Here is a 13,653-nt window from a genome sequence, read left to right as displayed (position 1 = left end):
GCATGGGCCGCGCTGTTCCGGTGTGGGTCTGGCTGCCAGGCAGCAGCGTGCCCGTTCAGGCCGGTGAGCTGGTGCACGAGTCTCCTGCGGGGTTCCGTTACCTGCCTGAATACCTGTCCCATCCGCAGGCGGTGGCGCTGGATCCGGTGCAGCTGCGCTTGAAGAAGGGCAACGTCCCCATTCCCAAGATCGCAGGCCTGCCCTTCGTCATTCAGGACGCCAAGCCCGCGGGGTACGGGCAAGACCGTTTGTGTGCCAACGCCGGCAGAGACTTGTCCGCGATCGAGCTGCTGGAGGTGGGGCCTCCCGATACGGTGGGCGCCATCGAGGTGTGCGAGCAGATGGAGGTCAAGATCGCATGGCGTCCGAAGCCGGTATCGGCGCTGGCCAGCGAGTTGGACCGACTGGAAGAGGGTTCACCTTCTTCGCGAGCCATCCGCCGTGTCAACGGTGATGCGGGGACGAGTGCCGGCGGGGAGCGCCCCAAGGCCACGTTTGAGCACGAGGGCAAGTTGTGGCTGGTGAAGATGCAAGACCGCGGTGACTTGCCGTGTATGCCAGCGCGTGAGTTCGTGGCCATGTCGCTGGCGGGCAAGGTCGGGCTCACGGTGCCGCAGATTGCGTTGCGCACGCACGGCGCCCACCAGGTGTTCATGATCGAGCGTTTCGACCGAGAGGGCGATCCGGCTTGCCCCCAACGCCGGCTCTTTGCCAGCGCGCATTCTGTGCTGCAACTGGAACCCTCGGCCGTTCGCGGTGACCCACGGCGCTCGTATCTGCACTTGGCGGATGCGATGAGGCGATGGGGCGCAGGGGAGACGCCAGAGCTTTGGCGGCGCATGGTCTTCAATGCACTGGTTGGCAACGTGGACGATCACCCCCGCAACCATGGCTTGCTTCATGATGGGCATGGCTGGCGCTTGTCACCGGCCTTTGACATCACGCCGATGTTCACCGTGCGTCATGGGGACCGGCCCAGTCTGTCCATGGCCACAGGGCTGGATGGCCACGGTGAGACAGGCCTCGGCCGCTTCCTGGGCGTGGCTGCGCACTTCGGGCTTGAGGTGGAGGTGGCAGCGGCCTGGCTGTCGGCGGCAGCGCAAGCCGTGGCGAGCCAATGGGAGCCACTCATGCGCGAGGCGTTGGCGCCGCTGCCGGGTGTGCACGATGAGGTGGTCGCATCGGTGCGATGCTCGTTTGGGCTGGCGTCTGAGATCGAGTCCAGGCCAGATGACCTGGCCATGGCCGTGGAAGCGGCGAAGCAGGCCCGAACGCGCCGCAGGTCCAACAAGCGCTGAGTACCGTCCGCCGGCCTCAGTGGATGTTGCCGCAGCGGTGCTCGCTGTTCGTCATTGCTGTGGTCCCGCAACTGCCGCGCCACCCTGCCTCACCAACAACCGCCTGCGCGTCTTCTCAATGTTGTTCCGCAGCGCATACAGCTCATCGGCATGGGCCAGCGGCACGGTGATCTGGCTGGCCACGCGGTCCAGTTCGTCCAGCTCGTTGCGCAGTTCGGTGGTGTCGGCATCGCCCTCGTCCATGCGGGCCTCCACGGCTTGCAGGCGCGCGTACCAGCGGAACACGCGCTGGCGTACGCGGTAGGTGTAGAGCGGGGGCACCACGCGTGACAAGGGCAGCAACAACACGATCAAACCGCCGATGACCAGCCACATGCGTTCGAGCAGGTTGCTGGCCCAGAACGGCAGGTAGCGTTGCCAGAAGGGCGGCGTGCCGTTGATGGCGCGGTCGCCCTCGGAGGTGACGGGCAGTTCGCTGGTGCGGGTGTTGGGGAAGTCGCGCGCGCCGTTGAACCACCCTGCTCCGCCGTGAATTTTCTGTGCAGCTTGGGCAAACAACTGGCGCAGCGCGGGATGGGTTTCGTCGTGCGTGAGCAGGGCCGTGGTGGCGGCCATCAGGCCGATGTTTTGCGGGGGCAGGTCGCGTGCCAGGTCCACCATGCCGCGCGGCAGCGTGACGGTTTGCAGGAAGGGGAAGCGGCGCGACAGGGCATCGCCCTGGGGCAACTCGGCCAGGGTGATGCCGGGTTCTTGCAGCAGGCGCTGCACCACGGGGGACTCGGGCGCGGTGACGAGCACCAAGGCATCGAGATGGCCGTTGCGCAAGGCCTGGGCAGCTTTGTCGGGGGGCAGATGGTTGAGGCGCAAGGCCTTGCCACTCAGGCCATTGGCGTCGAGCAGGCGGCGCATGAGGTCGGGCACGCCGCTGCCGTCCTCGTCCACGTTGACACGCAGGCCGCGCAGTTGGGTCAGGGAGGTCAACTGAGGCGTCTCGGCGGCGTCCACCTTGCCCCGCTTGTGCGCGGTCTTCAGGGCGGCGGGCCGGTAGAACAGCCACACAGGCTCGTAGAACAGCGCGCCTAAGGACATGATGCCGGCACTGGCGTCTTGCACCATGTCGACGCTGCCCCCGCGCACGAAGGCCACGTCGGCACGGCCTTCGCGCAGGGCCTGCAGGTTGGCCACGGGGCCGTCGGTGGCGAGCAGTTGGACGCGGATGCCGTCACGCGCGAGGGCCTGGGCGTAGCGTTGCCCGAAGTCGGCATAGGCACTGCCCGCGGGGCCGGTGGCGAGGGTGACGGTGCGGGGGGGCTGCGGGTCCAGCCACCAATACGCAGCGGCCAGCAGACCAAAAGCCAGCACGACCACCGGGCCGGCCGAGGTGATCATGTCCCGCACAGACAGCAGCCACAGGTGCAAGGCCTGTTTCAGGCGGCGGGTGAGGGAGGTGTGGGGCTCAGACATGGACTGGACTGTACAAGCAGCGCATGGATGTCGCGCCGTACCGATGCCTCAGGGAGCATGGCCTGGGTCGTTCACATGTTGTCATGGTGGTTACAAAACTTCACAGCGACATCACGTCAACGCGCGGAGACCGCATGGCGTTGAAGACTCAGGCCCGACACACTTTTCAAGCAGGGCTCGCCCCTCCGCTCAGGCATATGAGCTTGTCTCTTTGGAGATCACGATGAAGAAGACTCTGGTTATCGCTTCCGTTCTGTCTGCTTTTGCTGCCGCTTCATTCGCTCAGGCGCCGGCCGCTGTTGCTGCGCCCAAGGCCCCCGCCGAAGCTGCCTCCACGGTCAAGCAGGCCGAGCCCAAGCACCAGAAGGCTGAAAAGAAGCATGTGGCCAAGAAGCATGCGGTGAAGGCGGAAGCTGCAGCCAAGGCCAGCGCACCGGCCGCTGCCGCTTCGGGCGCCAAGACCAAGTAAATCCAGCGCATCACTGGATCACCTGTGAAAGCCAGGCCTGTGGGCCTGGCTTTTTTGCGTCCGCAGTGCGGCCGGACGTTCAAGCCGGGCCAGGTGTCAGCCCCGCCACGAACCGCGCCAGGCGCGCCAACCCTTCCTGCAGGTCCTCACGTGACGCGGCATACGACAGGCGCACATGCGCGCCGCCGCTGCTGGGGCCGAAATCGTGTCCTGGGGTGAGGGCCACGTGGGCTTCTTGCAGGGCACGTTGGCAGAACTGCATCGAGTCCAGCCCGGTGTGGCTGACGTCGATGTAGACGTAGAAGGCGCCATCGGGCAGCACGGGCACGGGCAGGCCGGCACGGGCGAGTCCCTCCAGTGCCAAGGTGCGGCGGGCGGCAAATTCGGCGCGGCGCGCTTCGCACACGGCCAGGGATTCTGGCGTGAAGCAGGCCAGCGCGGCCAGCTGCGCTGGGGTGGAGGCGCAGATGAAGTAGTTTTGTGCCAGGCGTTCTATCACCGGCACCATGGCCTCGGGCACCACGGCCCAGCCCAGGCGCCAGCCGGTCATGCCGAAGTATTTCGAGAAGCTGTTGATGACGATGGCGTCGGGGTCCACCGCGAGCACGGTCTGCGCCGGGCGGCCCTGGGCGTCGGCGTCGCTGAGGTTGAGGTAGATCTCGTCGATGATGCGCCAGGCGCCGTGGCGGCGGGCCCAGTCGCAGAGGGCGGCGAGTTCGGCCGCAGGCACGGAGGTGCCGGTGGGGTTGGAGGGCGTGGCCAGCATCAGGCCCTGGGTGCGGGCCGACCAGTGGCGTTGCACGGCGCCCAGGTCAAGCTGAAAGCGTGAGGCGGCCGTGGTGGGCACCAGGCGCACGTTGGCGCCGAAGCCGCTGAGGAACTGGCGGTTGCAGGGATAGGACGGATCGCCCACCAACACCTCGTCACCGGGATCGACCAGGGCGGCGGTGACCAGCAGCAACGCGGCCGAGGCCCCCGCGGTGACCACGATGCGCTCGGGCGCGATGGTGACACCGTGCATGGACTGGTAGAAGCCGGCGATGGCTTCACGTAGCGCAGGCAGGCCGAGGGCGCTGGTGTAGGGCAAGGCAGCCTGTTGGGCCACGCGCTGCAGCGCGGTCAGGACGGCAGGCGGGGCACCGAAATCGGGCTCGCCGAGGTTGAGCTTGATGACGCGGTGGCCGGCGGCCTCCAGTTCGGCAGCGTGTTTGCCGAACTCCATGGCCAGGAAGGGCGTGATCGACTGGGCGCGTTGAGAGAAATGCATGACGGAGAGTGTGCCATCGGGCACCTCTCCGCCCTGCCACACCCCGCGCTCAGTTGAGCGTGGAACGTCCGTTCTTGGGCAGGTAGCGTCCGCCTTCCCGCACGGCGCGGCACATGTGCCGCTCGGTCACGCCGATGTTTTGGAGGAAGGCGTCGCGCACTTCCAGCACAGTGTCCACCTTGTGCTCTGGGGCTTCGATCAGGTAGCCCTGGATGCGCTCGAGCTCTTCAATCTGGCTTTCGCTGAAGCTGGGGCGCGCCCAGACGGGCAGCACGGTGCAGAGGGTGAAGCCCCAGGCGCTGGGCTGGTCGTACACGTTCTGGGCGCGCAGCGCCTTGTCCAGGGTGTGGAGCATGCGGCGGTCGGCCTCGCGGGCCACGCCGTGCTCGGCCACTTGCGCGGCCACCAAGCGGGAGTCGGCCGCGTCGATCACGACCTGGCAGAGCACGGGCTTGCCATGCGCATGCAGCGGGTGGCGCCAGTGGCCCACGTACAACCGGGCCGCAGCGACCCATTGATCGCTGTCTGAAGAGATGTTGCCGAAATGGTGGTTCATGCGTCATCCTCCTTGAGAGCGCCTGAGGTTTCAGGCGGCTAGCTACATCATGCAGAAATTGGGCCAGTTTGGGCGCATGCGTGTGACAAGGGTGTGAGTTTTCTCACCCGCCCAGCATTTTTTCGATGTGGGCCTGAGCGCCGGCATAGGGCGCGCGCAGGCGCAGGTTGTATTCCCCGCCCGGGCTTTGCACCACCACCGCCTTGGCGTGGCTGAAGCGCCGGAAGCCATGCAGGCCGTGGTACGCACCGGTGCCCGAGGGGCCAACGCCGCCAAAGGGCACGCTTTCGATGGAGGCGTGGGTCATGACGTCGTTGACCACCAGGGCGCCGGAGGTGGTGAGGTCGGCAAAGCGTTGCTGGCGGGCGGCGTCGGGGCCGAAGTAGTAGGCCGCCAGGGGGCGCGGGTGCGCGTTGATGTAGGCCAGGGCTTCGTCGGGCTGAGCGTAGGTTTTCAGCGGCAGGATGGGGCCGAAGATTTCTTCCTGCATCACGCGCATGGCGTCGGTGGCGCCCAGCACCAGGGTCGGGGCCATCTTGCGGGTGGTGGTGTCCGCTAGGGGCTCGCCAGCGGGCTGCAGCTCGACCACGGTGGCGCCTTGGGCACGGGCGTCGTCCAACAGGGCTTGCAAACGCTGGAAGTGGCGCTCGCTGATGATGGCGGTGTAGTCGGGGTTGGTGTGCAGCGTCGGGAAGACGCGGGCCACGAAGGCGCGGGCGTGCGTCACAAAGGCGTCTTGCGCGCTGGCGGGCAGCAGCACGTAGTCGGGCGCGATGCAGATCTGGCCGGCGTTGAAGGTCTTGACGGTGAGCACGCGCTCGGCGGCGGTCTGCACGTCGGCATCGGTGTCGACCAGCACGGGGGACTTGCCGCCCAGCTCCAGCGTGACGGGCACGAGGTTTTCGGCGGCGGCGCGCATGACCTGGCGCCCCACATTGGTGCCGCCGGTGAAGATGAGGTGGTCAAACGCCTGGCCGCTGAAGGCGGCGCCCACGCTGGCGTCGCCCAGCACGGTGCCGATCTCCATCGGGTCGAAGTAGCGGGCGAAGAGCTCGGCCAGCAGTTCGGCGGTGCGCGGGGTCAGCTCGGACGGTTTGATGAGCGCGCGGTTGCCGGCGGCCAGCACCCCGGCCAGCGGGCTGAAGGCGAGGTTGATGGGGAAGTTCCAGGGGCTGATGATGCCCACCACGCCCAGAGGCTGGTACTGGATGCGCGCCTGCATGCCGGGCGCCGGAGCGGGTTGCTCTTCGGGCTGCATCCACTGCACGAGGTGCTCGCGGGCGTGGCGCAGCGCACCCAGGGAGGACATGATGTCGGCGGCCAGGGTCTGGTAGGCGGCGCGGTGGCCGAAGTCGGCGTTGACGGCGGCGACCAGTTCGCGGTGGTGGGCGCTCAGCAGCGTCATGGCGCGGCTGAGGCGGTCCTGACGGAGCTCGGCGCTGGCGGGGCCGTCCTGGATGTGGGCGCGCTTCATGGCGGCAACGGTGGCGGCCAGGCTCGTGGCGGTGACAGGGGTGCTCAAGGTCGTGTCTCCAGGGGGCTGAGAGGGAAGGTTTTGTGACGCAGGTTTATCACAGCGCTGTTCGCCCCGTGCGCGCCGGGGCTATGCGCGGGGGCCTGTCAGGCCTCCTGGACGGGGGCGGGAAGCTGACGGCGCCACTGCCCGGGTGTGGTGCCGGTCCAGCGCTGAAACGCCCGGTAGAACGGGCTGAGCTCGGCAAAGCCCAGGCTGTGGGCGATGTCGTGCAGCGAGCGGGTGGTGTCGCTGAGCTGTTGCAAGGCCAGGTCGCGGCGCGCGTGGTCGAGGATGTCGATGTAGGACGTGTGCAGCGCGTGCAGGCGTCTTGCCAGGGTGCGTTCGCTCAGGTCGAAGGCCAGGGCGGCTTCGGCGCGGGTGGGTGGGGGGGGGCCCATGCGAGAGCGGATCCAGGTGGAGAGCGCCTGGTCGAAGGTCTGGCTTTGCGCCAGGGTGTGCAACTGGGCGGTGGCGTACTGTTCGTGCAGCTGCGCCAGCTGGGTGTTGGCCTGCGGCAAGGCGTGGTCGAGCACGTCGTTGGCAATGAGCAGGCCGCTGTAGGCCTGGCTGAATTCGATCGGGCCGCTGAACACCTGCCGGTAGCCCTGCAGGGGGCCGACCTGTTCGTGGCTGAAGCGCACCAGGTGGGGCCGGATGGGGCGTTGCGTGATCCATCGGGTGGCGCTGACGACGGCGGCCAGCACGGCCTCGATCTGGTGCGGGCTGAAGGCCAGGTCGCCTTGGCGGGGGTGGTACACCAGCCAGCTCGCCTGGGGGCCGGCCAGCAGCTGGAACCGCCCCCCGTCAGAGATGAGGGTCTGGTACTTCTGGATGATGTTGAGCGCCTGACGCAGGCTGGCGGCCGATTGCAGGATGAAGCTGACGACGTTGAAGCTGGCCGGCCCGACGAGGGCCCCGGCCTTGAGACCGAAGGCGGGGTCGTGCGACAGCCGTGCCGCCGCCCGCCACAGCCGGGTGATGTGGTCGATGGGCCAGCGCTCCTGGGTCAGCTCGGCGGGGCGGATGCCGGCGGCCGTCAACAAGGCGTGTTCGCTCAACCCTTGCCGGCGCGCTTCGCCCAGCACGGTGTGCACCCAGCTCATCGACACGGTGGCCTGCAAAGTCAATTCCAATGTCCTGCCAAGTCAATCTGATCGGATCATAAATGGCTAATCTGGATGCTCGTTCTGTGATGGAGGAATGAGGCTCATGGCTTCAGCTTTGCGTACCGATGTGCTGGTGGTGGGCGGCGGCCTGGCTGGCATCGTCGCGGCCCTGGAATGCCTGCGCGCAGGCCAACACGTGACTCTGGTGGATCGGGACACGCCCGAGCGCCTGGGCGGCCTGGCGCTGTGGGCCTTTGGTGGCATGGCCCTGGTGGGCACGCCCTTGCAGGCCCGCATGAAGATTGCCGACACGCCCGAGCGCGCCTTGCAAGACTGGTTGCGCTTTGGCGAGCTGGGCGAGGCCGATGTGTGGCCCCGGCGCTGGGCCGAGTACTACGTGCAGCACTCGCGCACCGAGGTGTATGACTGGCTGGTGCAGCATGGCCTGAAGTTCATGCCGGCCGTGAACTGGGTGGAGCGTGGTCTGTATGGGGGCGGCAACAGCGTGCCGCGCTACCACGTGGTGTGGGGCACCTCGCGCGAGCTGACGCGCTGCATGATCGCCGCCATGAAGGGTGCGGACCCCGGCGGGCGTTTGCAGGTGCTGAGTCGCCACTGCGTGACGAACCTGGAGCGCACGGCCGGGGCCTTGTCAGGGGCCGTGATGGTGAACGAGGCCACCGGGGCCGAGGTGCGCGTGCAAGCGCCGGTGGTGGTGCTGGCGATGGGCGGCTTCAATGGCTCACATGCTGAGACGGTGGCGAACTGGCCCGCGCATCGCCCGCGCCCGGCGAGCATGCTCAACGGCGCGCACCCCTTTGCCGATGGCAAGTTGCACCACCTGGTGGCCGATGCCTTGGGCGGGCAGATCACGCATGCGGGCGAGATGTGGAATTACGCCGCCGGCATCCCGCATCCGCAGCCTCATTTCGAAGGACATGGTTTGTCGCTGATTCCGTGCAAGTCGGCGCTGTGGCTGGATCACACCGGCCGGCGCATCGGGCCGGAGCCGCTGGTGACGGGCTTTGACACCCATGAGCTGTGCCAGCGTGTGGCGGCGCAGGCCCAACCGTACACCTGGCAGCTGCTGAACTGGCGCATCGCTGCCAAAGAGTTCGCCATCTCGGGGGCCGAGCACAACCCGCGCATCCGCGACAAGCAGTTCATTCGCTTTGTGTTCGAGATGCTCACCCACAACGACCGCCTGGTGCGGCAGATGCAGCGCGAGAGCCCGCACTTCCTGGTGGACGACACCCTGCAGGGGCTGGCCCAAAAGATGAACGCCTTGACCCAGACTTTGTATGGCAAGCAGGACGTGAACGCTGCTGTGTTGCAGGCTACCGCCGACGCCTTTGATGCGAACTTCGCCCACGGCAGCAAGCTGCACAACGATGACCAGATTCGCCGTGTGCTGCATGCGCGCCAATGGGGATCGGACAAGCTGCGCACCTGCGCGCCTGCGCCGTTGCAGATGAAGGGGGCGGGGCCGTTCATCGCCATCCACATGCAACTGATCACGCGCAAGAGCCTGGGCGGCCTGCAGACCGATCTGCACAGCCGGGTGCTCGATGGCCAGGGCCAGCCTGTGTCCGGTCTGTACTGCGTGGGCGAGGCCGCGGGGTTTGGCGGGGGCGGGGCCAATGGCAAGCGCTCGCTGGAGGGCACCTTCCTGCCGGGCTGCATTCTGACGGCGCGCGCGGCGGCCAAAGCCATCACAGCCGGCGCCTGACAAGGAGTACCCATGCAAGATGACATCGTTTCCGGCGTTTTGCTGTTTGCGTTCACCATGCGCCGCTTCGTCGGCACACCCGCCGCGGCGCCCAGCCACCTTTGAAATCAGACATCTGACGGACCCCGAGGAGAACACCATGAATGGTGCGCAAGCTTTGATGAAGACCCTGGCCGATGCCGGGGTGGAAGTGTGTTTCAGCAATCCCGGCACGTCCGAGATGCACTTTGTGGCCGCGTTGGACCACGAGCCTCGGATGCGCGCCGTGCTGACCCTGTTCGAAGGTGTCGCCACGGGCGCCGCCGATGGCTATGCGCGCATGGCCGGCAAGCCGGCTGCCACGCTGCTGCACCTGGGCTGCGGCCTGGGCAATGGCCTGGCCAACCTGCACAACGCGCGCAAGGGGCGCGTGCCGGTCGTCAACATCGTGGGCGACCATGCCACCCACCACGTGCAGTACGACGCGCAACTGCAGTCCGACATCGAAACGGTGGCGCGCAATGTGTCGAAGTGGGTGCGTACTTCGCAGAGCACGGCCGCCTTGTGTCAGGACGCGGTGGAAGCCGTGGCCGCCTCGATGGGCCCCCCGGGGCAGGTCGCCACCCTCATCTTGCCAGCCGACGTGTCGTGGAGCGAGGGCGGCGTGCCTGCCCCCATGCCGACGCTGACGGTGCCCCCGGTGGCCGACGATGCGGTGGTGGCGACCATTGCGAAGGCCCTGCAAGGCGGCGGCAAGACCGCCTTGTTGCTGGGCGCGCGTGCCCTGCGCGAGCCGGCCCTGATGGCGGCCGCCCGCATTGCCGCGAAAACCGGGGTCAAGCTGTACGCCGAGGTGTTCCCGACCCGCATCGAGCGCGGTGCCGGCCTGCCCCATGTGGAGCGCATTGCCTATCTGGCCGAGCTGGCCTCGACGCAGTTGGCGGGTTTGAAGCACTTGGTGCTGGTCGATGCCAAGTCACCGGTGTCCTTCTTCGCCTACCCCGGCAAGCCCAGCGACCTGGTGCCGGAGGGCTGCACGGTGCACTGCCTGGCCACTTACGAGCAAGACGCCGTGGCGGGCCTGGACAAGCTGGTGGCCGCGCTGGGGGCGCAGGACGTTCAGCCTGAACTGCAGACCCCGCAACGCCCCGAGCACCCGAGCGGCGAGCTCAGCGCCGAGAAGGTGTGCCAGGCCATTGGTGCCCTGTTGCCCGAGCGGGCCATCATCGTGGACGAGGCCCAGACCTCGGGCGTGAAGCTGCCGACCTTCACGCGCGGGGCCCCTCGCCACGACGTGATCACCTTGACGGGCGGGGCCATTGGCCAAAGCCTGCCCAATGCCGTGGGCGCGGCCATTGCCTGCCCGGACCGCCCCGTGCTGGCGCTGGTGGGCGATGGCTCTGCCATGTACACGGTCCAGGCGCTGTGGACGATGGCGCGCGAGCAGCTCAACGTCACCACCGTTGTCTTCAACAACAAGTCCTACGCCATCTTGAACATGGAGCTGCAGCGCGTGGGCGCCACGGGCAAGGGGGAGAAGGCTCGCTCGCAACTGGACATTGGTAACCCGGGCCTGGACTTCGTGCAACTGGCCCAGGGCATGGGCGTGCAGGCGGTGCGGGCCGCCACCGCCGAAGAGTTCAACCGCGCGCTGGAGAACGCCCTGCGCACGCCGGGGCCGCACCTGATCGAGGCCGTGGTGCCCAATGCCTACACCGGGCTGAAGCTGCGCGTGCTGCCGCACGTGCTCAATGCTCTGGGCAGCCTGCCGCAGCCTTTGGCGCAGGCGATCAAGCGCAAGGTGGCGCCGTGATGGAGACTGCACACGGGTGCGGTTCGAGTCGGCCATGAAAAACCGCCCGGTGGTGAGCCGGGCGGTTGTCAGCGGCGAATGCTGGGTGCCGATCAGTTCAGGATCTTGCCCAGGTTGATCAGCTGGGTTTCACCGCTGCCCAGGTCTACGCCGTCGTTGTCGTTGACCAGGTAGACGTCGCCGTTGGCCAGGCGGGTCAGGCCCTCGATTTTCTCCAGCACATGGCCCTTGGTGGCGCGCAGGTCAGGCAGAACATCACGCACCAGGGTCTTGGTCAGGGTGCTGCCATCGACCTTGCCGGTCAGGTCGATGCGGTAGATCTTCTTGACGGTGGCGTCGGGGCCGGCCTGGTTGTCACGCTCGATCACCGCGAAGCGGTTGTTGCCCAGTGCGACGATCTCTGACAAGCCGACCCAGCCGCCGTTGGGCGAGGTGGGCAGGTCCAGCGGATAGAACAGGAAGGACCAAGTCTTGGCCGTCAGGTCGTACACGCCAATGCGCGGATGGGTGTCGCCCGTCCAGGCACGCTGGAAGGCCACCACCAGCTTGCCTTCGGACTCGGCAATGCCTTCATAGCCATTGTTGGTCTGCTTGGCGTTCACGTCGGCAGGCAACTGAATGATGTCTTCGATGACGCCGGTGGCCGAGACCTTGAAGATCAGGTTGGCGCTCTTGACGTTGTTGGCCGCGACACCGCCGGCCCCTTCCGATGCGATCCAGAAGCCGCCAGCCGAGGCGACGGCGATGCCCTCGGGGTCGATGTTGACGCTCTTGTCAGCGTTGACCAGGGCGGCCAGGTCGGCGTCATCAAAGGTGGTGCCGCTGGCGGTGTCAGGCAACACGTCGGCCAGTTTGGCAATCAGACCGTTCGGGTCGGTGATGCGGATTTCGCGCTGCAGCTTGGCGGGCTTGAAGCTGGTGTCGATCTCGAAGATGCGGTTGCCCTTGAAGAAGGAGTCGTCGATCGCGTAGACGAGCGAGCCCGTGGGCGCTGCGGCCAGACCGGACAGGGCCGACCAGGGGATCGGCGTGCCATCGGCGCGGTTGACCGATTCGATGCTCGGGTACTTGGGGGCGGCCTTCTGGTATTGGTAGATGTTGAGGGCGGCGAACACCGCCGGGCCGCCTGCGACGGGGTTGGTTTCTTCACTGGCCGTGATCACCAGGTTGCGCGAGGGGATGGTCAGCACGCCTTCGGGCGCCTGGGCCGAGGGCAGCACCTGTTTGAAGGCTGGGGCATTGGCCTTGCTCAGGTCGTACACGGCGAGCACGCTGGAGCGCTCGGAGGCCACGAAGAGGTAGTCGGTGCTGCCAAATCGGCCGGTGGCGACGTTCTCGGGCTCGTTGCCCTTCTTGTTGGAGCGCTTGTCGTTGGTGTGGCCGATGCGCGCCATCAGGTGCTCCATCGTGTTGCCCGCGTCATATGCGACGCTGCCGTCGGTGTTGAACAGGGTGAAGCCACGGCTGCCCCCGTCCATGTCGCCTTCGTTGGCGGTGACAAATTGGCTGGTCGACACCCAGGTGACACCGTCCGGCTCGCGCAGGCGATCGGTGAGGCTTTCCGTCAGGCTGACTTCGGTCGGTCCGCTTTTAACGGAAGTCAGGTCGAGCTGCGTCAGCGAAACTTTGCCCGCCGTGAAGTCGCGGGTGACCTTGCCGGTGGCCAGGTCCACTTGCACGACGTGGTTGTTCTCCTGCAGGGTGACCACCGCGACGTTGTTGTCGTTGATGGAGACGTATTCGGGCTCGGGGTCCGTCGGGTACAGCATGGCCAGGTTGGTGAGGGCCACGGCTCGGGTCTTCCAGGTACTGGGGGCGCCGACCGAGTCGATGATCGTCAGCTTGCCGCCGGGCAGCTGGGCCGGGCGACCGGTCCCCGCCGTTTCGTCCCGTTCGTTCTCGATCACGACGGCCACGAACTTGCCATCCTTGCTGATGGCGATGGAGTCGGGTTGACCACCCAACGCGATTTCGTGCACGACCTTGCGGGTCGCGATGTCCACCACCACCAGCTTGCCGTCCGGGGCGGTGAAGCTGGGCGAGGTGTTGACCGCAACCAAGGCGTAGTTGCCCTGCACGGTGATGGAGGTGGGCTCACCACCCATGGCCAGCGCACCCAGGGCCTGAGGGGCTTCGGGGTCGGTGATGTCCACAAAGCCCACCTCGTCCTTCGGGCTGTTGGTGTAGATCAGCGTCATGCCGTCGGTGCTGGCGGCCACGATCTCAGCGGCGGTCGCGACACGGTCTTCGCAGGAAGAGCCGATTTGTTCGCACACGGCAAAAGTGGCCACGCGGTTGAAGAACTGGGTGTTGTCGCTGACGGAGGCGGCAGGGCGGAGGGCAGACGGTGCGTCATTTCCGCCGCCACCACAGGCGACCAAAAGGGAGGACAACGCGAGGCTGGCAGCGAGGGCGGAGGCGGTTTTTTTCACGACGGTGATCACAAAGTGGAACAA

At 67.0% G+C, this 13,653-nt stretch carries 10 protein-coding genes; 4 read left to right on the top strand and 6 right to left on the bottom strand.

Annotated elements, in window-relative coordinates; all coding sequences use genetic code 11:
• The first annotated feature begins 2 nt into the window (after window positions 1-2).
• Window positions 3-1,298 carry a type II toxin-antitoxin system HipA family toxin gene (locus tag AC3WW4_RS01190; RefSeq protein WP_488826553.1) on the top strand — a complete coding sequence of 432 codons (1,296 nt, stop codon included), beginning with the start codon at window positions 3-5 and terminating at the stop codon, window positions 1,296-1,298.
• 51 nt (window positions 1,299-1,349) lie between these two features.
• Here AC3WW4_RS01190 and AC3WW4_RS01185 read toward each other — a convergent pair whose 3' ends face one another.
• The gene (locus AC3WW4_RS01185; protein ID WP_488826551.1) at window positions 1,350-2,762 is read right to left on the bottom strand and encodes a TAXI family TRAP transporter solute-binding subunit; all 1,413 of its coding nucleotides are present in this window, start codon (window positions 2,760-2,762) and stop codon (window positions 1,350-1,352) included.
• A 223-nt stretch (window positions 2,763-2,985) separates the two neighbouring features.
• Between AC3WW4_RS01185 and AC3WW4_RS01180 the strand changes: the two genes are divergently transcribed.
• Window positions 2,986-3,231, top strand: a complete 246-nt coding sequence (locus AC3WW4_RS01180) for a hypothetical protein (RefSeq protein WP_488826549.1) — start codon at window positions 2,986-2,988, stop codon at window positions 3,229-3,231.
• 79 nt (window positions 3,232-3,310) lie between these two features.
• Here the strand turns inward: AC3WW4_RS01180 and AC3WW4_RS01175 are convergent, their stop codons facing one another.
• The 4 genes from AC3WW4_RS01175 to AC3WW4_RS01160 all read right to left on the bottom strand — a co-directional run bounded on the left by AC3WW4_RS01175 (window position 3,311) and on the right by AC3WW4_RS01160 (window position 7,703).
• Window positions 3,311-4,498, bottom strand: coding sequence for a pyridoxal phosphate-dependent aminotransferase (locus AC3WW4_RS01175; protein ID WP_488826548.1), 1,188 nt, complete (start codon window positions 4,496-4,498; stop codon window positions 3,311-3,313).
• A 49-nt stretch (window positions 4,499-4,547) separates the two neighbouring features.
• Window positions 4,548-5,054, bottom strand: coding sequence for a hypothetical protein (locus AC3WW4_RS01170; protein ID WP_488826546.1), 507 nt, complete (start codon window positions 5,052-5,054; stop codon window positions 4,548-4,550).
• Between the two features lie 103 nt (window positions 5,055-5,157).
• Complete coding sequence (locus tag AC3WW4_RS01165; protein ID WP_488826544.1) at window positions 5,158-6,576, bottom strand: coniferyl aldehyde dehydrogenase; 1,419 nt, start codon at window positions 6,574-6,576, stop codon at window positions 5,158-5,160.
• Between the two features lie 98 nt (window positions 6,577-6,674).
• Complete coding sequence (locus AC3WW4_RS01160) at window positions 6,675-7,703, bottom strand: AraC family transcriptional regulator (RefSeq protein WP_488826542.1); 1,029 nt, start codon at window positions 7,701-7,703, stop codon at window positions 6,675-6,677.
• Window positions 7,704-7,779: 76 nt separating this feature from the next.
• On the opposite strand from AC3WW4_RS01160, the gene AC3WW4_RS01155 reads away from it, so the two are divergent.
• A complete protein-coding gene (locus AC3WW4_RS01155) occupies window positions 7,780-9,405 on the top strand; it encodes an FAD-dependent oxidoreductase (RefSeq protein WP_488826540.1) in 1,626 nt (541 codons plus the stop codon).
• A 139-nt stretch (window positions 9,406-9,544) separates the two neighbouring features.
• Window positions 9,545-11,197, top strand: a complete 1,653-nt coding sequence (locus AC3WW4_RS01150) for an acetolactate synthase large subunit (protein WP_488826539.1) — start codon at window positions 9,545-9,547, stop codon at window positions 11,195-11,197.
• Window positions 11,198-11,289: 92 nt separating this feature from the next.
• On the opposite strand, the gene AC3WW4_RS01145 is transcribed toward AC3WW4_RS01150, so the two are convergent.
• Window positions 11,290-13,629: an esterase-like activity of phytase family protein gene (locus AC3WW4_RS01145; protein ID WP_488826537.1), complete on the bottom strand. Its 2,340-nt coding sequence runs from the start codon at window positions 13,627-13,629 to the stop codon at window positions 11,290-11,292.
• Window positions 13,630-13,653 lie beyond the last annotated feature (24 nt).

It is taken from the genome of Aquabacterium sp. TM01 (assembly GCF_057808345.1).
Note: the sequence above shows the minus strand (reverse complement) of the source record. Positions and strands in the feature narration are given on the sequence as shown.